This is a genomic window from Xanthomonas pisi DSM 18956, from assembly GCF_001010415.1.
Lineage (GTDB): Bacteria > Pseudomonadota > Gammaproteobacteria > Xanthomonadales > Xanthomonadaceae > Xanthomonas > Xanthomonas pisi.
The window spans coordinates 13934-33950 of sequence record NZ_JPLE01000014.1; the positions used below are offsets into that span (position 1 = coordinate 13934).

General features: G+C 67.8%; 15 protein-coding genes. 4 read left to right on the forward strand and 11 right to left on the reverse strand.

Going from position 1 to position 20017, the window contains the following annotated elements; genetic code table 11:
* Positions 1-13: 13 nt before the first annotated feature.
* The 4 genes from Y887_RS03255 to pilG are packed head-to-tail and all read right to left on the reverse strand — an operon-like array spanning position 14 to position 3401.
* The gene (locus tag Y887_RS03255) at positions 14-2050 is read right to left on the reverse strand and encodes a methyl-accepting chemotaxis protein (RefSeq protein ID WP_046962984.1); all 2037 of its coding nucleotides are present in this window, start codon (positions 2048-2050) and stop codon (positions 14-16) included.
* A 39-nt stretch (positions 2051-2089) separates the two neighbouring features.
* Complete coding sequence (locus Y887_RS03260; protein ID WP_046962985.1) at positions 2090-2620, reverse strand: chemotaxis protein CheW; 531 nt, start codon at positions 2618-2620, stop codon at positions 2090-2092.
* A complete protein-coding gene (locus Y887_RS03265; RefSeq protein ID WP_006450735.1) occupies positions 2620-2982 on the reverse strand; it encodes a response regulator in 363 nt (120 codons plus the stop codon). The genes Y887_RS03260 and Y887_RS03265 overlap by 1 nt, the downstream gene beginning before the upstream one ends.
* A gap of 17 nt (positions 2983-2999) precedes the next feature.
* Positions 3000-3401, reverse strand: a complete 402-nt coding sequence (gene pilG / locus Y887_RS03270) for a twitching motility response regulator PilG (protein WP_005913706.1) — start codon at positions 3399-3401, stop codon at positions 3000-3002.
* 237 nt (positions 3402-3638) lie between these two features.
* On the opposite strand from pilG, the gene gshB reads away from it, so the two are divergent.
* Together gshB and Y887_RS03280 are read left to right on the forward strand one after the other, a co-directional pair.
* Positions 3639-4589 carry a glutathione synthase gene (gshB, locus tag Y887_RS03275; protein WP_046962986.1) on the forward strand — a complete coding sequence of 317 codons (951 nt, stop codon included), beginning with the start codon at positions 3639-3641 and terminating at the stop codon, positions 4587-4589.
* Complete coding sequence (locus Y887_RS03280; protein ID WP_046962987.1) at positions 4586-5461, forward strand: energy transducer TonB family protein; 876 nt, start codon at positions 4586-4588, stop codon at positions 5459-5461. Before gshB ends, Y887_RS03280 begins: the two co-directional genes overlap by 4 nt.
* A gap of 192 nt (positions 5462-5653) precedes the next feature.
* On the opposite strand, the gene Y887_RS03285 is transcribed toward Y887_RS03280, so the two are convergent.
* The 5 genes from Y887_RS03285 to mrcB all read right to left on the reverse strand — a co-directional run bounded on the left by Y887_RS03285 (position 5654) and on the right by mrcB (position 12929).
* Complete coding sequence (locus Y887_RS03285) at positions 5654-6571, reverse strand: ADP-ribosylglycohydrolase family protein (protein WP_046962988.1); 918 nt, start codon at positions 6569-6571, stop codon at positions 5654-5656.
* Entirely contained in the window at positions 6568-7287 is a 720-nt protein-coding gene (tsaB, locus tag Y887_RS03290) for a tRNA (adenosine(37)-N6)-threonylcarbamoyltransferase complex dimerization subunit type 1 TsaB (RefSeq protein WP_046962989.1), read from the reverse strand. Before tsaB ends, Y887_RS03285 begins: the two co-directional genes overlap by 4 nt.
* A 31-nt stretch (positions 7288-7318) precedes the next feature.
* Positions 7319-9328 carry a DNA repair helicase YoaA gene (gene yoaA, locus Y887_RS03295; RefSeq protein WP_046962990.1) on the reverse strand — a complete coding sequence of 670 codons (2010 nt, stop codon included), beginning with the start codon at positions 9326-9328 and terminating at the stop codon, positions 7319-7321.
* Positions 9329-9946: 618 nt separating this feature from the next.
* A complete protein-coding gene (locus Y887_RS03300; protein ID WP_046962991.1) occupies positions 9947-10471 on the reverse strand; it encodes a tetratricopeptide repeat protein in 525 nt (174 codons plus the stop codon).
* Between the two features lie 13 nt (positions 10472-10484).
* A complete protein-coding gene (gene mrcB / locus Y887_RS03305) occupies positions 10485-12929 on the reverse strand; it encodes a penicillin-binding protein 1B (protein ID WP_046962992.1) in 2445 nt (814 codons plus the stop codon).
* 237 nt (positions 12930-13166) lie between these two features.
* On the opposite strand from mrcB, the gene Y887_RS03310 reads away from it, so the two are divergent.
* Complete coding sequence (locus Y887_RS03310) at positions 13167-15272, forward strand: glycosyltransferase (protein WP_046962993.1); 2106 nt, start codon at positions 13167-13169, stop codon at positions 15270-15272.
* A 299-nt stretch (positions 15273-15571) separates the two neighbouring features.
* Here Y887_RS03310 and Y887_RS20640 read toward each other — a convergent pair whose 3' ends face one another.
* Both Y887_RS20640 and Y887_RS03320 read right to left on the reverse strand, forming a co-directional pair.
* The gene (locus Y887_RS20640) at positions 15572-17086 is read right to left on the reverse strand and encodes a hypothetical protein (RefSeq protein ID WP_046962994.1); all 1515 of its coding nucleotides are present in this window, start codon (positions 17084-17086) and stop codon (positions 15572-15574) included.
* Between the two features lie 347 nt (positions 17087-17433).
* Positions 17434-19617, reverse strand: coding sequence for a RelA/SpoT family protein (locus Y887_RS03320; RefSeq protein WP_342749431.1), 2184 nt, complete (start codon positions 19615-19617; stop codon positions 17434-17436).
* A 292-nt stretch (positions 19618-19909) separates the two neighbouring features.
* On the opposite strand from Y887_RS03320, the gene pqqA reads away from it, so the two are divergent.
* Positions 19910-19990, forward strand: a complete 81-nt coding sequence (gene pqqA / locus Y887_RS18560) for a pyrroloquinoline quinone precursor peptide PqqA (RefSeq protein ID WP_002812057.1) — start codon at positions 19910-19912, stop codon at positions 19988-19990.
* The last annotated feature ends 27 nt before the right edge of the window (positions 19991-20017 follow it).

Genomic DNA, 20017 nt, shown 5'->3' on the forward strand with positions numbered 1-20017 from the left:
TTCCGCGTCGTGGTCACGCCGGCAGCTTGAAGTCGGCGACCGAACGGCGCAGATCGGCAGCGAGCTGAGCCAGGTTGCCGATCGACTCGGCCGTCTGTTCCGCACCCTGCGATGTCTGGCTGGTGATCTGACGGATCACGCCCATGGTCTGTGTGATATCCGTCGCCGCAGCCGACTGCTGGTGTGCGGCGATGGAGATGTTCTTGATGAGGTTGTTCAGTGCGTTGGACACGCGCTCGATTTCGGTCAGCGCGGTGCCGGCATCTTCGGCCAGGCGCGCACCTGACACCACTTCGGAGGTGGTCTGCTCCATCGAGCTGACCGCTTCGTTGGTATCGGCCTGAATCGTCTGCACCAGGCCTTCGATCCGTCGCGTCGCACCGGAGGTACGTTCGGCCAGTCGCTGCACTTCGTCGGCCACCACGGCGAAACCGCGACCGGCCTCGCCTGCCGAGGCCGCCTGCACCGCGGCGTTGAGCGCCAGGATGTTGGTCTGCTCGGAAATGTCGTTGATCAGTTCCACGATCGAGCCGATTTCCTGGGTCGATTCGCCCAGGCGCTTGATGCGCTTGGAGGTTTCCTGGATCTGGTCGCGAATCTGGTCCATGCCCTGAATCGTCTCGCGCACCACGCCGGCGCCTTCGGCGGCGATGACCACCGAGCGCTGCGCCACTTCGGCCGACTCGGTGGAGTTGCGCGAGACCTGTTCGATGCTGGCAGCGATTTCGCTGATGCGCTCGGACGCGGTGGTGATCTGATTGGCCTGCTGGCCGGCGGCTTCGGCCAGCTGCATCGCAGTGGCCTGGGTTTCCTGGGTCGACACGGCCACCTTGGCCGAGGTGTCGTTGATGGTGGTCACCAGGTGGCGCAGCTCGTCCACGGCGTAGTTGATAGCGTCCGCGATGGCGCCGGTCATGTCTTCGGTCACCGAGGCCTTCACGGTCAGATCGCCTTCACCCAGCGAGCTGATTTCGTCCAGCAACCGCATGATCGCCTGCTGGTTGCGGCTGTTGAATTCCACCTGCGCCTGATAACGCACGTCCTGCTCGCGGGTCCGTACGCGCACCGAGCTCCACACGAAACCGACGATGGCCAGCAATGCGATCAGGCCGGAAACCACACCCAGCCAGAAGTTCGGAAACAGGCGCGTATCGCGTACCGAACCGAACGCGGAGAACGCATCGAACAGCTTCTTACTGTCGTCGAGCATCTTGTTGGAGCCGGCGGTCAGCGCGGCGGCCGAGGATTGCGCGGCGAACAGGTTGCGCGAGCTGGCGAGGATGGCGTCGATGTCCTTCTTCATCGTCGTCCACTGCGCCTGCGACTGCTCCAGCGCCGACAATGCGGCCGGGTTGCGCACCGCGGCGATGCCCAGTTCCTCGTTACCTGCGCGCAGGCCTTCCAGCATCTGCGTGAACACCACCGAGTCGCGCGCCAGCGCGTCGCCCGAGGCGGCGGCATTGGCGCCGCCGGCGCGCATTTCCGTGACCCGGCGCGCCATGGTGCCGGCGACCACCACCTGCTGCAGCGTGTTGTAGATCTGCGACGCAGGTGCGCCGCTGACCGTCATCGCGCGCACCACTTCGTTCAACTGCGCCTGCAGCTGCGGCACGCTGCCGGTGAAGCGTTCGGCGTTGCCGGCCAGACCGAGCACTGCCGGTTCGCTGGCGATGATCTGGTCGGCGTTCTTGCTGAGCGGTACCCAGGTCGCCTTGAGCTGGGCCATCGAACTGGCGACCGAGCCTTCCTGGCCGTAGCGGCCATCCAGTTCGCTCACCGTGCTGTCGATGCGGCCCTTGGTCTCCTTGAACGCGGCGAACGCCTTGGGGTCGCCGGAGACCGCTTCGCGGCCCTGGTTGGCCAGCTGCTGCGAGAGCACCTGCAAGTCGGCCGCGCCGGTGCCGGCACCGGCAAGACGACTGCCCTGCCAGGTCGCGACGCCGGTGTTGGCGCCAAACACGATCATCGACAACACCAGCAAGCCAAGCCAGAAGCTGGTGCTGACGCTGCCGAGCTTGTTGGTCTTGCGGGCGTCCGGGGCGGTACTCATGGTTCGACCTCGATCTGTATGACGTGGCGGGGTCGCGGCTTAGGCCGCGGCCTGCCGGAATTCAGGAGTGCGCGACAGCAACGCCAGGGAGAACACACCCCAGTCCTGCGTCTCGTTGCGGAAGGCACGATCGATGAAGTGGGCGTAGCGGCCTTGCGCCAACTCGCCGGGTTCGACCGCCTGGGACTGTTCGAAGCTGCGCTGGCCGTACAGCTCATCGATGGTCAGCGCGACGTCGCCGCCGCTCTGACGCATGATCAGCACACGCTGGCCTTCCTGCAGCACCGTGCGACGGCCCTCCAGGAACTGCTTCAGGTCGATCACCGGAAACAGGTTGCCGCGCAGGTTGCCCACGCCTAGCAACCAGGGCTGCCCGCCGGGCACCGGCGTCACCGGCGGCATCGGCACGATTTCCGCCACTTCGCGGAAATCCGACACCAGTCGCCGGGTCCCGACGCGATAGCCGACGCCACGCCAGATATCGACCGAAAACTGGCGTTCCGGCAGCGGCGTGGCGTGCGCAAGACTACGACGCTCGTAGTCTTCGAGAATATCGAATGGAGAGCGCATCAACGCACCAGTTGTTTGATGCGAGCGATCAGATCGTCTTCGCGCGGCGGCTTGACGATGTAGTCGCTGGCACCTTGTCGCAAACCCCATGCCTTGTCGGTTTCCATCCCCTTGGTGCTGACCAGCAGCACGGGGATGTCCTTGGTGGCCTGGTCGCGTGCGAGTGCACGCGTTGCCTGGAAGCCGCTCATGCCTGGCAGCACCACATCCATCAGCACCAGATCGGGCGCCTGGCTGCGAATCAGCTCAAGTCCCGCTTCGGCGTTGTCGGTGGCGACGACCGTATGGCCAGCTTTTTCCAGCCATTGACTGAAGACTGCCCGATCGGTGGGCGAGTCCTCGATCAATATAATTCGAGCCATGTTGCCTTTCCCCCTGGTCAGGCGTGGACGTACGTGCGAATCGCGCTCAGTAGTTCTTCACGGGTGAACGGCTTGGTCAGATATTGCTCGGAGCCGACGATGCGGCCGCGTGCCTTGTCGAACAGGCCATCCTTGGACGACAACATGATCACCGGCGTCGACTTGAAGAGCTGGTTGCCCTTGATCAACGCGCACGTCTGGTACCCATCCAGGCGCGGCATCATGATGTCGACAAAAATGATCTGAGGTTGCTGGTCCGCAATTTTGGCCAGTGCCTCGAAACCATCGGTCGCTGTCACTACTTCACAACCTTCCCGCTTCAGCAGCGTTTCGGCGGTGCGGCGAATGGTCTTCGAATCGTCGATGACCATCACCTTCAGTCCTGCGAGTTCCCCACCCGCAGCAATGTTTTCACTCATGCAAATATCCCCGGACGCGCAACGCTTCATCCCTTCCGACGTCGCTACGAAACTGCATGTATATCCCAAGACCCGGATCGACTGTCAAGGGCGCATTGCCGGGGCCCCGCCAGGCGGACGTTCCGACCGCGGCTGGGTGCCTCCGGACCGGCAAGTCGCGCATCCGCGAGCTGCCGGGCACGCCATCGCCCGCCGCTTGAAGTTACCATCGGCAGCTTGTTCGAAAGGTTTAGCCCCATGTCGCTCGACGTCGTTGTGGTGATGGATCCCATCGCCTCCATCAAGATCGCCAAAGACACCACCTTCGCCATGCTGCTGGAAGCCCAGCGCCGTGGCCATCGCCTGCATTACGTGCGCCCGGGCGGGCTGAGCCTGCGCGAAGGCCGCGCGGTGGCGCAGGTCGCGCCGCTGAGCGTGCGCGAGGACAAGACCGGCTGGTTCAGCCTGGGCGCCTTCGCCGAACTGGCGTTCGGACCCGGCCAGGTGGTGCTGATGCGCAAGGACCCGCCTGTGGATGCGGAGTTCATCTACGACACCCAGGTGCTGAGCGTCGCGCAGCGCGCCGGCGCGCAGATCGTCAACGACCCGCAGGGCCTGCGTGACTACAACGAGAAGCTCGCCGCGCTGCTGTTTCCGCAGTGCTGCCCGCCGACCCTGGTCAGCCGCGATGCGGCGGCGCTGAAGGCCTTCGTGCTGGAGCATGGCCAGGCCGTGCTGAAGCCGCTGGACGGCATGGGCGGGCGCTCGATCTTCCGCAGCGGCACCGGCGACCCCAACCTCAATGTGATCCTGGAAACGCTGACCGACGGCAACCGCAAGCTGACCCTGGCGCAGCGCTTCATTCCGGACATCACCGCCGGCGACAAGCGCATCCTGCTGGTCGATGGCGAGCCGGTGGACTACTGTCTGGCGCGGATTCCGCAGGGCGATGAATTCCGCGGCAACCTGGCCGCCGGCGGACGCGGCGAGGGCCGCCCGCTGTCCGAGCGCGACCGCTGGATCGCCGCGCAAGTGGGCCCGGAAATGCGCCGGCGCGGCATGCGCTTCGTCGGCCTGGACGTGATCGGCGATTACCTGACCGAGGTCAACGTCACCAGCCCCACCTGCGTGCGCGAGCTGGATGCGCAGTTCGGTTTGAACATCGCCGGGCTGCTGTTCGACGCGATCGAGGCCGGCGCCGCGCAATGAGCACGGCCGCGGCGCAGCCTGCAGCGATGCACGAACGCCAGCGCCTGAGCGCGATGCTGGTGATCTCGCTGGTGCTGCACGCCGCGCTGATCCTGGGCGTGGGTTTCACGGTCAGCGAGGATGCGCCGCTGGTGCCGACACTGGACGTGATCTTCAGCCAGACCAGCACGCCGTTGACGCCGAAACAGGCCGACTTCCTGGCCCAGGCCAACCAGCAGGGCGGCGGCGACCACGACACCGCCCAGCGCCCGCGCGACAGCCAGCCCGGCGTGGTGCCGCAGGACCGCACCGGGCTCGCGCCACAGGCGCAGCGCGCCACCAGCGTGCAGGCACCGGAGCCGACCCAGACCCGCGTGGTCAGCAGCCGTCGCGGCGAGCAGACGATGCCGACGCCGCAACCCAATCCGCAGACCGACCCGCTCACCCCGGCCGACGCACAACGCGTGCAGCGCGACGCGGAAATGGCCCGGCTCGCCGCCGAGGTGCATCTGCGCTCGGAGCAGTACGCCAAGCGCCCCAACCGCAAGTTCGTCTCGGCCAGTACCCGCGAATATGCGTACGCCAACTATCTGCGCGCCTGGGTGGATCGCGCCGAGCGGGTGGGCAATCTGAATTATCCGGACGAGGCGCGTCGGCGCCGGCTGGGCGGCAAGGTCGTGATCAGCGTGGGCGTACGCCGCGACGGGAGCGTGGAAAGCAGCCGCGTGCTGATCTCCAGCGGCGTGCCGGCATTGGACGATGCCGCATTGCGCGTGGTGCAACTGGCCCAGCCGTTCCCGCCCCTGCCCAGGACCAAGGACGACGTGGACATTCTGGAAGTCACCCGCACCTGGCTGTTCCTGCCCGGCGGCGAGCTGCACGACGATCGCTGAAGCTGCGGTCGCAGGCGACTGATCTGCGCCATGCCGTTCGATGCGGTGCGCTTCGGGCACAGCATGGGTCTTCGTCCTCGCGGTTGAGCGGCGAGCACGTTCCGCCCGGCGTCGACCGAGCCGCGCGCGTTCGGCGTTCAAACCGGCCGGGATCGGTCGCAGCCCTCTCAGCCGACCCAACCAAGGCGTCGGTCAGGCCACCTGCGCTGCGGCATGCAAGCGATCGGCTAATGCCACGATCCCGTCCGCGTCCTGCACCCGCTCGCGCCAGGCGGCCGGAATGCCGTCGATGCCGTAGAACGCCCCCGCCAGCTGGCCGCAGATGGCCGCGGTGGTGTCGGCATCGTCGCCCAGGTTGGCTGCGCGCAGCACCGCATCGGCAAAGGTCTCGGTGGTGGCGAAACACCACAGCGCCGCCGACAGCGAATCGACCACATAGCCGGTGCCGCGGATCTGCGCCGCGGGCACCGCCGCGTGATTGCGCGTGGCCAATGCGCGCACTGCCGGCGTGACCAATTCATCGCACTGCGCCTGCAGCACTGCCCGACGCTCGCCGCCCAGCAACGCGGCGCGCAGCTGCAGCGCGAACAGCCGGCAGGCGTCCAGCGCTTCGGCGGCGGCATGCGTGGTGCGCGAACTGTCCACGGCACGCGCGCCCAACTCGTCCGGGCGATGCGCGTAATACATCGCCACCGGCGCCAGCCGCATCAACGCGCCATTCCCGGCCGTGCGCGGGTCGTCGCTGCCGCTGAAGGCCGGGCCGCCATCCAGATAGCGCTCCAGCGCCTGCCGCACGGTGCTGCCGATATCGAAACAGCTGCCGGTGCTGCTGAGGTAGCCGTGCTGGTACCAGTTGCAATAACGATTCATCTGATCGGCAGCATCGAATCCGCTTCGGTACAGCAGGCTGTGCGCCAGGCACAAGGCCATCGAGGTATCGTCGGTCCATTGCCCGGCACGCAAGGCGAACGGACCACCGCCACGCATGTCGTCGATCGGGGCAAAGCTGCCCGGAGCACAGAATTCCAGCGTGGTGCCGAGCGCATCGCCGACGGCCAGGCCCAGCAGACAGCCGCGAAACCGCGCGCGTTCCAGATCGTCGTGCGTCATGGCGCGGCAGCGGCCGCCTTCGCTGCACGTGCGGCCTGTTGCTCGACCAGCGTCAGCGCGACGTTATCGCGCAGATACGCCGGTTCCACACGCTCCGGCGCCACGCCTTCGCCACGCTGCAACGCCGGTACCGCCAACGTGAGCAGGTCGGCGGCGTGCGGCAAGGCGCTGGCATCGACACTGCTCAACTGCGCTGCAAAACGCTGCAGCAGCAGGCCATCGGCGGCAGCCAAGCCGGTGCCCACTCCGGCGAAGCGGTGCGCGGTGTCCGGCACGATCAAGGTGTCGGGCGTGCACACCACTTCCGGCATCAGTTCCAGCACACCATCGCCGCGACGCACGAAGACGCCGGCATACACCTCGCCCATGCGCGCATCGATACAGGCCAGCACATGCGTCGCCTGCGCAGGCGCACGCAACGCCAGTACCTGCAGCGTGGAGACCGCCAGCACCGGCCGATCCAGACCTAACGCAATGCCTTGCGCGATACCGATGGCAAGGCGCACGCCGGTAAACGCGCCGGGCCCGCGCCCGACCGCAATCGCATCGAGCTGGCGCCGCGTGATGCCGGCCTCGGCCAGCAACTGCTCGGCCCACGGCAATGCCAGTTCCGCGTGGCGACGCGGCGCCAGTTCGAAACGCTCGATGACGCGCCCGCCCACGTGCAGTGCGACCGAACAGGCTTCGGTAGAGGTTTCGAATGCGAGAACGTTCATGGCAGGGCCGTGGCAGCAAGAAAGGGGAAGATCAGCCGTCGCCGAACGGCAACGCCAGTACGCCATTGTCGCCCAGCGGCGCGGCGACGCCAAAAAACGCCCGCACTTCGTCAATCTCGCGCGTGCGCGCAAACGGCGGCAGCGACTTCATGAAGGTGCGGCCGTAGCTCTTGTTCACCAATCGCGGATCGCACAGCACCAGCACGCCGCGGTCGGTCTCGCTGCGGATCAGCCGGCCCACGCCCTGCTTGAGCGCGATGACCGCTTGCGGCAATTGCTCGTCGCGGAACGGGTTGCCGCCCTCGCGGCGGATCGCGTCCAGGCGCGCTTCGAACACCGGGTCGTCGGGCGCGGCAAACGGCAGCTTGTCGATCACCACCACGCTCAAGGCATCGCCGACCACGTCCACGCCTTCGCGGAAACTGGCCGACCCCAGCAGCACGCCGTTGCCGGAATCGCGAAAACGCTGCAGCAAGGTTGCGCGCGGCGCTTCGCCCTGCACGAACAGCGGCCACGGCGCACCACGCAGCGCTTCGGCCGCCTCGCGCAGCGCGCGGTGCGAAGCGAACAGCAGGAACGCGCGGCCATTGGAAGCTTCCAGCACCGGGGTCAATGCCGCGATCAAGGCCGTACCGAAACCGCGCGCGGCCGGATCGGGCAGATTCGGCGGCAGGTAGCACAACGCCTGACGTCCCCAGTCGAAGGGGCTGGGCTGCAGCAAGGTCACCGGGTCGTTCAAGCCCAAACGCAGCGCGATGTGGTCGAACTCGCCGCCCACCGCCAGCGTGGCCGAGGTGAACACCCAGGCCGCTTGCGATTTTTCGCGGTGCTCGCGCAGCGGCCCGGACACGTCCAGCGGCGTGCGCTGGCAACGGAATCCACGCGGGCTCAGCTCATACCAGAGCACATCGTTGTCGACGGTTTCTTCCGGCGGATCCTGCGCAAAATCCGCCACCGCCACGTCCTCGCCCAGCCAGCGCGACAACCGGTTCAACGCTTCCTGCGCACGCGCAGTGCAGCCATCGAATCCCGGCGAGGCCTCGCGTAACGGCAACAGCGATTCGCCCAACCGCGCCAATGCCGACAACACCGCATCGAACCCTTCGCGCACCTGCGGTTTGGCCAGTGCGCGCCATTGCGTGCCGCGCGGCGGCAGGCCTTCCATGCCGGCACGCAAGCCGCGCAAGGCGTCGTCCAGGGCAAGGATCGGCTCCTGCAGACTGGCCTGCGCACCGGCGACCAGACGCGCTTCGACCATGCAATCGCGCGCCAACTCCTGCCACGGCCGCATGCCGAAACTTTCGCCGAAGAAATTGGCCGCCAGCTCCGGCAGCTGGTGCGCTTCGTCGATGACAAACGCCTGCGCGCCCGGCAGGATCTCGCCGAAGCCTTCCTGTTTGAGCGCCAGATCGGCCAGCAGCAGATGGTGATTGACCACGACCAAATCGGCGGCCTGCGCACGCTGGCGCGCCTGCACCACGAAGCACTCGCCGTAGAACGGGCACTCGGTGCCCAGGCAGTTGTCGACGGTGGAGGTCACCATCGGCAGCAGCGGCGAATCGTCCGGCAAGGCGTCCATCTCGGCCATGTCGCCGTACTGGGTACGCCCGCTCCAGGCCACGATGCGCTGGAATTGCGACACCTGCTCGGGCGTGGCCAAGCGCGGCTCGCCGCGCGCTTGCTGGGTGCGGTACTTGCACAGGTAATTGGCGCGGCCTTTCAACAACGCGCTGCGCAGCCCAACGCCCAACGCGGCGCGCACGCGCGGCAGATCGCGGTGGAACAGCTGATCCTGCAGCGCGCGCGTGCCGGTGGAGACGATGGTCTTGAGGCCGGACAGCAATGCAGGCACCAGATACGCATAGGTCTTGCCGGTGCCGGTGCCGGCCTCGGCCAGCAGCACGTCGCGCTGCTCGAACGCCTCGGCGATGGCGCCGGTCAGGCGCAACTGCGCATCGCGCGGCGCAAACGCATCGAGCTGACGCGCAAGCGCCCCGCCCTCGCTGAGCGCCTCGATGCTGGCAGTGGCAAGTTGGGACATGAGACCAGGGGGAATGCAGAAGAAGAAGAAGAATCACGACAGCCTAGCGCGTGCGCGGGGATGCTGCCTGGATCGGGCTGCAGTAGCCGGTAAACACATCATCGCGGCAAGGCGGCCGCGGCGCACGTGGGCGGGCGATGTGGCGAGCTCGTGACTGCGCCGCGCCATCCGCGCCCGAGGAGGATGGCCCTCGACAGTGCACCGGCGTTCGATGCAGCAAGTGCGCAGTGGACGTTGCGTCGCCGGTGTGCTCGGGGCGCTGCTGCGTGGTCGCCGCTACGAATGCCCTAGCCATGCCACGCACAGGGGTGGCACCCCGGCCGGCATTGCCAACCTCCTCACCCAGCGGTTGGACTGGCATGCAGTGGCGACTTGCAGACGACAAGGCAGATTGCCCATGCCATGCGCGTGGTCACATCGCCCGGGCACGGCTGGATGCGCGCGGCCATCGACGCATCACACTCGAAGACTTCAGGCCCGCTGCGAAGCGGCCGTGGGCGCCTTGAATCGAGTCGACCTGTCTGCGGACCGCAGGACGCAGCCACACATCCCACTCCCGTATGGCGCCGCCGGGCGAGCCGGTGGCGCTGCTGGCAGCGCAACCGGTAGTGCGCACACTCAGTAGCGTTTCACACCCGGCACGGTGCAACCGGCGATCTGCGCCTTGGCCGAGGCGGCGTTTTCCTTCTCGCCACGCGCCAGCCGCGATTGCTCGATGGTGGCCCAATGGCGACGGCACAGCGGGCCGGTCTTGGAACCCAGTTCCACTGCCTGGTTGGCAAAACGTTCGGCCGCCGGCCAATCGGCCTGCAGCACGGCCACTTCGGCACGCTCCTGCAAGATTGCCGGGTCACCGGACACCAGCTTCAGCGCCTGATCCAGCGCCGCCGCCGCGCCGGGTAAATCGCCGGCCTGGCGCTTGGCCTTGGCGCTGTCGCGCAGGTCGTCCACCTGCGGGTCGCGCAGCGGCTGCACCGACAGCTCGGTGTCGTCGACGCCGGCTTCGCGTTCGATCAGCAACAGCCGTTGCGTTGGCGTGGTTGGGTCCACCGGGGGCGGCGGCGGCGCGGGCGGCGCACTGACGCAAGCGGTGACTGCGGCGAGCACGCCGATCAGGGCAACAAGGCGATGCAATCGGATCATGGGGTCACTCCACTCAATGTGCAGGAGGCGCCGACGCAGGCGCCGGTGCGGGTTCTTCCGGCTTCTTTTCCAATCCGAAGAAGCGCCGCCAGCCGCCGCCGCTGGATTGCTCGGCAGGTGCGGACCCATCGTCGGGCACGCCTTCGATGGAGGGCGCATTGCCGGCGCACGACGCATAGGCCGGCGTGAAGCCGACCACGAACGGGAACTGGCGCGCGCCCGGGCAGCCGGCATCGGTGACGCCCGTGCCGGCCGCGTCCACCCACTGCCAGTCCAGGCCCTTGCCGTTCACCTTCAACGGTGCGCTGGGCAGGCGCGCGAAGATGCTCGACCACACCCGCATCGCGCCGGTGGCGCCGTACAGGCCGGTTTCTTCGTTCTGGTCGTTCCCCATCCAGATCACCGCCAGATGGTCGCCGGTATAGCCGGCATACCAGCTGTCGCGACCGTCGTTGGACGTGCCGGTCTTGCCGGCCGGCGACAGGCGCCCCAGGCCATCGCCCAGCAGCTGCCGCGCGGTACCGCCGCTGACCACCTGCTGCAGGGCGACGCTGATCAGGTTGGCCGCCACCGAATCGCCTTCCTGCGCCGGTGCCGGCGTCTTGTCGTAGCGCTTGAGCAGCTTGCCCTGCGGATCGAGCACGCCACGCACCGCATGCAGCGGCTGGATCTCGCCGCCGGCCGCCAGGAACTGGTACAGCTGCGCCATGCCGTACGGGCTCTGGTCGGTCGCGCCCAGGATCAGCGAGGGGTTCGGGTCGGCCTTGATGCCAGCCAGCACCTGGATCAATTGCGCCACGCGATCGGCGCCGACCTGCATGCCCACCCGCACCGTGGCCTGGTTATACGAATGCGCCAGTGCATCGACCAGCCGCACCGTACCGTGGCTGCGGTTGTCGGAATTGCCCGGCGACCAGGTCTTGCCCCGGCTGAGCTGCACCGTGACCGGGGAGTCGTCGACCCAACTGGACAAGGCCCAGCGGTCCGGCGACGCCAGCGCCAGCAGGTAGACGAACGGCTTGAGCAACGAGCCCACCTGCCGCTGCGCCTCCACCGCACGATTGAAGCCGGGCTTGGCCACATCGCGGCTGCCGACCACCGCCAGCACATCGCCGTTATGCACGTCGGTCAACACCAAGCCGGCCTGCAGCGGCGGACGCTTCTTGTTGTCCAGCCGCTTGATGGTGCCGGTCACCGCGCCTTCGGCATAGGCCTGCGCGGACGGCGACATGCCGGTGAGCACGCTCATGCCGGCACCTTGCAGCACGCCTTCCGGATAGTCGTGCGCCAGCTGCCGCCGCACCAGATCCACATAGGCCGGGAAGCGGTTGGCCGCGACCAGGCCTGGCTCGGTAGGCACGCCCAGCGGCGCAGCCAGCGCACGCTTGTACTCGGCATCGTCGATCAGCTGGTTCTCGTGCAGCTTGCCCAGCACGAAGTTGCGCCGGTCCAGTGCGCGCTCCGGGTTGCGCCGCGGGTCGTAATACGACGGCCCCTTGACCAGCCCGATCAGCAGCGCGATCTGCTCGGTCGTCATCGAGGTGAGCTCGCGCCCGAACCACAGCTCCGCACCCGAGGACACGCCGTGGATGGCCTGCCCGCCGCGCTGGCCCAGATAGACCTGGTTGAGGTAGGCCTCCAGGATGGTGCGCTTGTCGTAGCGCGCTTCCATGATCACCGCGTACAGAATCTCGTTGAACTTGCGCGTGACCGTCTGCTCCTTGCCGATGCCGAGCAGACCGCTGCGCGCCAGCTGCTGGGTCAGGGTGCTGGCGCCCTGACGGACCTGGCCGCCGGAGCGCAGCATGATCCAGGCCGCCCGCACCATGCCGCTCAGATCGATGCCGTGGTGGCTGTTGAAGTCGCGGTCTTCCACCGCCTGCAAGCCGGTCACCAGCAGTTCTGGCACTTCTTCCATGCGCACCAGGCGGCGCTCTTCCTGCTTTTGTCCATACAGCGTGGCGATGCGCGCCGGGTCCAGCCGCGCGCTCTTGAGCGCCTTGCGATCGCCGGCATCGCGCAGGCTGGCCACGCGTCCGCCGGACAGGCTCACCTCGATACGCCGCGCAGGCACGCGCCCGTCCACGTCGTTGTAGCCACGGCTGGCGATGGTGAAGCGGCTGCCTTCCTGCTGATAGGTGCCGGCCAGCTTGGCCTGGCCGTCGTCGCGGTAGGACGCCGCATCGAGTTCGGTCTTCAGCGTGGCCGCATCCAGTGCTTTACCGGGCACCAGTACCAGCGGGCGCCCGTACACACGGGTCGGGATCTGCCAACGCAGCTCGCCGAAGCGCTGGCTGACCTGCTTGTTCAGATACACCGTGTAGGGGATCAGGAAACCGAGCGCCAGCGCGATCGCGGCAAAGCCCCAGACAATCAGCCTGCGTTGCCAGCGGGAGTCTTGCGCGTTGGAGTCGTCCTGAAAGTCGTCGGAATCGTCGTGGTCGTAGCGTCGGGGCACGGGGATGCGAGAATGTAGAGTCGGGCGAGTCTAGCGCAGCGCTGTCGTGGTTGCGGCCCGCTGGCCCCGCCGACTTAAGCGCGGCTAACAAACGCCAGCGCTCGCCTGCGCGCCGGTGCGGCCTGCGCTCGGCGCGACAAGTGCCCCTCGTTACACTGGCGGCCATAGTGGGCCGGCTGCGCCATCGCACCACCTGCTCGCTACGTCCACCCGTCTCTCCGCTGGAGTTTCAACGCAATGTCGATGTCCCTGGCCGATGCGCGCTATCTGTTCAATCGCGTGCTCGGCCTGATCCACCGCAGCGTGGCCAGCATGCGCACACGCGGGTGGCGTGCCACCTGGCAGCGCATTCGGGTGCACACGCAGGCACCGCCGGTCGCGCTCGGCACGCCGTTATGGCTGCCCGACGCCGCGGCGTTTGCCGCCTTTGCCGTGCCGCACAGCACCGCGCCGCGCGTGACGGTGGTGATCCCGGTCTACAACCACATCGCCCATACCCTGGCCTGCCTGCGTGCGCTGGCGGCGCATCCGCCGCAGCTGGAGGTGGAGATCATCGTGGTGGACGACGGCAGCAGCGATGCCACCGCCGTGCAGCTGCCGCAGATTGATGGCCTGCAGTACCACCTGCGCGCCAGCAACGGCGGCTTCATCGCCGCCTGCAACGACGGTATCGCACTGGCACGTGGAGAGTACGTGGTGCTGCTCAACAACGACACCATCCCGCAGCCCGGCTGGCTGGATCGGCTGATCGACACGTTTGCCGCGTATCCGGACGCCGGCCTGGTCGGCGCGCAACTGGTGTACCCGGACGGGCGCCTGCAGGAGTCCGGCGGCGTGGTGTTCGGCGATGGCAGTGCCTGGAGCTACGGCCGCTTCGAATCGGCCGACGACCCGCGCTACGCCTATGTCCGCGCGATGGACTACTGCTCGGGTGCGGCGATTGCGCTGCCGCGAACGCTGTTGCTGACGACCCTGGGCGGGCTGGATCGCCGCTACATGCCCGCCTACTACGAAGACACCGACCTGGCCTTTGCGGTGCGCGCTGCCGGGCATCAGGTCCTGGTGCAGCCGGCCAGCGTGGTGGTGCATGACGAAGGCACCAGCAACGGTACCGACACACGTACCGGAGTGAAGGCCTACCAGGTGCGCAATCAGGCGGTTTTTGCCGAGAAATGGCAGCAGGCACTGGCGATGCAGTTGCCGGTCGGCACGGTGCCCGGCCCGGCGCAACTGCATCGCGCGCAACGCCAGGTGCTGATCCTGGACGAATGCGTGCCGCAACCGGATCGCGATTCCGGATCGCTGCGGCAGTTCAATCTGATCCGGCTGTTGCGCGAAGAAGGCGCGCATGTGGTGTTCGTGCCGACCCGCCGCGAACATGCCGGGCGCCACACCCTGGCGCTGCAGCAACTGGGCGTGGAGGTCTGGTACGCACCGTTCCTGGACGGCATCGGTGGCTGGTTGCGCACGCACGGCCCGCGCTTTGCGGTAGTGCTGCTGGTACGCCATCACGTTGCCCACGCCTGCCTGCCGCTGTTGAAACAGTACGCGCCGCAGGCACGTACCCTGTTCGACACCGTCGACCTGCACTACCTGCGCGAGCGCCGCGGCGCCGAGCTCGCCGGCGACACCAATCTGTTGCGCAGCGCCGAACGTACCCGGGTCCGCGAGCTGGAGATCATGGCGGCCACCGATGTCACCGTGCTGGTGTCTGCCGCCGAACAGGCGCAATTGCGCGCGGATGCGCCGCAGATCCGCACCGCCCTGCTCTCCAACCTGCACGAGGTCGCCGGCAGCGGTCACAGCTTCGAACAACGCCGCGACCTGGTGTTCGTGGGCGGCTTCCGGCATCCGCCGAACGTGGATGCGGTGCAATGGTTCATCAGCGCGATCTTTCCGCAGGTGCGCGCGCAACTGCCCGCTGTGGAATTTCACTGCATCGGTGCCGATCTTCCGGAAGCGCTCAAGCTGCTTGCGGAAGAATGCCCGGGCGTGCGCCTGCACGGCCATGTACCGGATCTGGTGCCGTTCATGGACAGCGCGCGCATTGCGGTCGCCCCACTGCGCTTCGGCGCCGGGGTCAAGGGCAAGATCAACCTGAGCATGGCGCATGGTCAACCGGTGGTCGGCACCACTTGCGCGGTGGAAGGCATGCATCTGCGCGATGGCGAGGATGTCTGCGTGGCCGATGAGGCCGATGCCTTTGCCAATGCCATCGTGCGGCTGTACCAGGACGCGACGCAATGGCAGAAGCTGGCCGATAACGGCCTGCGCAACGTGGCCGAATACTTTTCGCTGGATGCAGCGCGCGCAACGGTGCGCGAGCTGTTTATCGCGGGGTGAAGGGCGCCACTGGTGACTGACTGGCGCGTTGCGGATCGGGCGGATGCATTCGTGGTGCGCTGAAGGATTGCGGGCTGCCCGGATACGGGCGCGCGCAGGGCTTGATGGGAGTGGCCCATCGCGACGACGAAGGCACAGATGGATCGCGATGCTTCGCGCGCGCCCTCATCCGCCCTTCGGGCACCGTCTCCCGAAGGGAGAAGGAATCGACCGTAGGGATTGTCTTGCAACCTGGTCGCCAGCCACCGCAGACGTCTACAGGCCGAATGCCTACAACAACTACAACAACAGCCCGCGCCTCAGCGCTGCTCTGCCACCGCCCTGACCCGACGCGTGAATTCGGCCAGCTCCGGCAAGCCGGGATCCAGTTGATGCGCTTGTTCCTGCGCACGGCGCGCGAACGCCGCATCCTCCTGGCCCAGGCGCTCGCTGCCGACCGCGACCCAGCGCTGCGCAAGACGTCGACGCGCGCCGGCCAGCGCATCGCCATTCGGGGTCAATGCCTGCCAGGCATCCAGGCAACCGCGCGCGGCGCGCAGCCGGTTGTTGCGCAGCTCGTCTTCGAAACAGCGCTGACTGGCCGGCACCACGCGCGCGGCGGCCTGCACCACGCGTGGGTCGCGTGGTGCCAGCGCCTGCGCCGCGCGCACCGCGTCGTATGCGCTGGCACCGGGCGGCGTCATCCATTGCTGACGCGCTTCGGCCTCGGCGACGCGTTGCAGCAGCCCCCGCAAACGGCGCTCGCGCACGCCACGTGACAGACCGGTTTCCGGGCCGCGCTGGGCGTCGCGGGCGCGGGCGATGGCCTGCTCGGCCTGGGCGATGGATGCGGCACCCGGCACCAGCGACTGCGCCTGCTGCAGCGACTGCATCGCCGCGTCGAACTGAAAGTCCGCGGCCTGCCGGCCGGCCTGCGCGGCGTACTCGCTGGCCACCCGTTCCAGCCCGCGATGCGCACCGCCATCCTCCGGCTCGGCCGCCAGCACCGCGTTGAAATCGCGTGCCGCAGGTGCCAGGCGACCACGGCGCAACAATGCCTCGGCGCGTTGCCGGCGCTGATCCAGCACACGGTGATAGTGCCCCTCGGTCGACGGCACGTCGGCGTGCCCGGCGTCGTAGCGCTTGGCCGCGGCCAGCAGGGCCGCCGCCTCGCCGAGCGCGTCGCGCGCCAGCGCATGACACGCCTGCGCCAATAGATCGGTCAAGGCATCTTCGCGCCCTTCCAGCGCGTCGGTGCGGTCGGGCGCCAGGGTCAGGATGCGCTGATACAGCGGCAGCGCGCTGTCGGGCGTGCCATCCAGGCGGCCTTGCTGCTGGGCCGCGGCGGCCTGCGCCAGCAGGGCATCCAGTCCGGCGCGGCGCGCCTGCAACTGCCGCAGCCGCAGCGCGACCGGCGCGATCTGCGCCTGCGGCACCTCCAGTGCGGTGGCCAGTGCCAGCGTGCGCTGCGCTGCGACCGCATCGCCGGCCGCGATCGCGGCACGCGCCTGCACCACGGCAGCCATGCCGGTCCGCGCCAACCCGATGCGCGCCTCGCTGCGATCGTTGTCCAAGGCAAGCGCAGCGGTGAACAGTTCCTGGGCACCGCTGCCGTCGGCGGCACTGAGCTTGCCGCGCGACAGCGCCGCATCGCCACGTTGCAGCAATTGCTGGATGCGGGTGTCCGGCCACAGCAAATCGCCCAGCGGCTTGCGCAGCGCGATGACGCTCAACAGCAGACAGGCGGCCAGCACGAGCACCACGCGCCAGAGCGCACGGCTGCGCAACGGCGCCCAAAGGCGCGGCGACCTGACCCAGCGCGGCAGGGAAAACATGCGGTGGCGTCCATCCTTGGCGCGACCTGACGGGGACGCGTTCACGTGCCTATGGTAGCCGGCTGTGCCGCGAAGACAGTGTGGGTGGGCAGGAGAGGCGGATTCGGGAGTCGGGATGGGTCAAGGCAAGCGCGACTGCAGCCGGCGCGCTGCCCGGACTGGCCCGCGGTACATCCACCAATCCCCAAGGCATCCGCAAGCGGCCCGGGGAGCCTGACAGGCACGCGTTCCCGCAGCACGGCGGCCGCGCAAGCCACGTTCGAAAGCGCAGCACGCGCAGAGGCAGTCGATGCTGCGCCCCGACCAGCGCGACGCCGCCAAAGGAGCGCGACGCCGCCTGATCGCGCTCAGCCCAGGCGCCGCACCTCATTCACGCCGGGCAAGGCATCCAGCTTGCCGAGCAGGGCGGACAGCTGGTCGTAGTCGCTGACCTTGAGCCGCAGGCGCAGCTGCGCCCTGCCGGTGTCGCGCACGTTGTCGCTGTTGATCTCCAGCACGTGCGCATCTTCCTGCGCGATCAGGTTGGTGATGTCCTTGAGCAACCAGCGGCGATCCACTGCGCGCACCTGCACATCCACTTCATAACCGCTGCCGGCCTTGCCCCACTCCACCGGCAACACGCGCTGCGGGTGGGTAGCAGCCAGCCGTGCCAACGCCGCGCAGTCGGTGCGGTGCACGGTGATGCCGCGGCCGCGGGTGAGGTAACCGGCAATCGGCTCGCCGGCCACCGGCTGGCAGCACCGCGCCAGTTGCACCAGCAGATTCCCCACGCCCTGCACGGTGAACTTGGATTTGCCCAAGCCCTCGCGGCGTGCGGTGGGTCGCGGCGCCGCCGGCACCGCAGGTTGCGAGGCGGCGCGCTCGGCTTCCAGCAACGCACGGCTGACCTGGTTCGGCCCGGTATCGCCCAGCGCCACCTGGATATACAGATCGTCGAGGTTTTCTGCGTGGAACTTGCGCGTCGCCACGCTCAGATCGGCGTGCTGCAGCCCCAGGCGCTTGAGCTCGCGATCGAGCAGGTCCTTGCCCGCCTGCACATTGCGTGCGCGGTCGAGCTTGTGGAACCAGGCACGCACCTTGTCGCGCGAACGCCCACTGGCCAGGAAGCCGTTGGACGCCAGCAGCCAGTCGCGACGCGGGTCGGCTTCCTTGGCGGTCATGATCTCCACCCGGTCGCCGCTGCGCAGCCGGTAGGTCAGCGGCACGATGCGGTCGTTGACCCGCGCGCCACGGCAGCGGTGCCCCACCATGGTGTGTACGTGATACGCAAAATCCAGCGGCGTGGCGCCCTGCGGCAGATCGATGACCTCGCCCTTGGGGGTCAACGCATACACGCGGTCTTCGATCAGCTCGGCATCCAGCGCGCCGGCCAGCTCGCCGTGATCGCCCTCCTGCACCTGCTCCAGCAACTGGCGCATCCACAGGATCTTGCGGTCGAAGGCCTTTTCGCCGCCCTTGCCGCCTTCCTTGTACTTCCAGTGCGCGGCCACGCCGAGCTCGGCCTGCGCATGCATCTCGTGGGTGCGGATCTGGATTTCGATCGTGCGCCCTTCCGGGCCGACCACGGCGGTATGCAGCGAGCGATAGTCGTTGGCCTTGGGGCGGGCGATGTAATCGTCGAACTCGCTGGGCACCGGTGCCCACAACGAATGCACCGCCCCCAGGGCGGCGTAGCAGGCCGCCACGTCCTCGACCATCACGCGCACCGCGCGGATGTCGTACAACTGATCGAAAGACAGGCGCTTTTTCTGCATCTTCCTCCAGATGCTGTAGATGTGCTTTGGCCGCCCGCTCACCTCCGCGTGCAGGCCCTGCTGGGCGAGCGCCGCCGACAGGGTGCGCTTGACCGCTTCCAGATAGCGCTCGCGCGCCACCCGGGTTTCGTCCACTTCGCGCGCGATGCGGCGGTAGGTGTCCGGCTCCAGGTGCCGGAAGGCCAGATCTTCCAGCTCCCACTTCACTTGCCAGATGCCCAGCCGGTTGGCCAGCGGCGCATGAATGTCGCGGGTGAGCTGGGCCAACGCTCGGCGCTGCTCCTCGCCGAGACGGTCGGCCACGCGCATGCGCGCCAGCTGCCGCGCAAGCAGGATCGGCACCACACGCAGGTCGTGGATGATGGACAACAGCAGCCGCCGCAAGCCCTCGCTGTTGCGCCCGGCCTCGCGCCCGGCGTGCAGCGCCCAGACCTGGTCGGCCGCATCCAGGCCGTCCAGCAGGCCTTCGACCGCCACCCGGCGCTCGGCCGGCTGCCATGGCAGGCCGGCGATCGCGCCGCGCAACGCCGGCAGGTCGAACAGCAGTGCCGCAATCAACGTCGCCTCGTCGGCTGCCAGCGATGCCAGCACGTCCAGCGTGTCGCCCAGCAGCGCCCACGGCACGCTGTCGGCCTGCGCGGGCGGCGCATCCTGCCAGGCCTGCGCCAATGCATCGCGTAATGCCGGCGCGATCGACGCAACGGCCGGGCGCTGCAGCAAGGCATGCAGGCGTTCGAATGAGGAACTGGTCACAACGGTGGACACGGCGGCCGGCAATCACTGGGGTCTGATAGCTACGGTAACGTGCGCGTCACCTTCTCCACAACGCGCAATTTCCGCGCAAACGCCTGCCGGCAGCCTGCCTGCGCTTATGCCCGGTTCACCCGCCAAGGCCTTGATTCGCAACCGCTCTGCGATGGATGGACATCAGCGCGGCATGCCAGGTGCGACGCAATCGCGGCTTTTTACAAGCTCTTTACAATTGCAGTAAACCGGCTGCCTATGCTCGTTCCACGTCATCGCTGCATTACGCTGCGACGGCGTTTTTCCATCCACTGCGAGGTAGCCGATGAAGACCTGGAAGAAGCCTGTCGTTCGTGAAGTCAACTGTGGCGCCGAAATCAACTGCTACGTCTCTGGCGAGTTTTGATCCGGCACGTCTCAATGGCACCAGCCG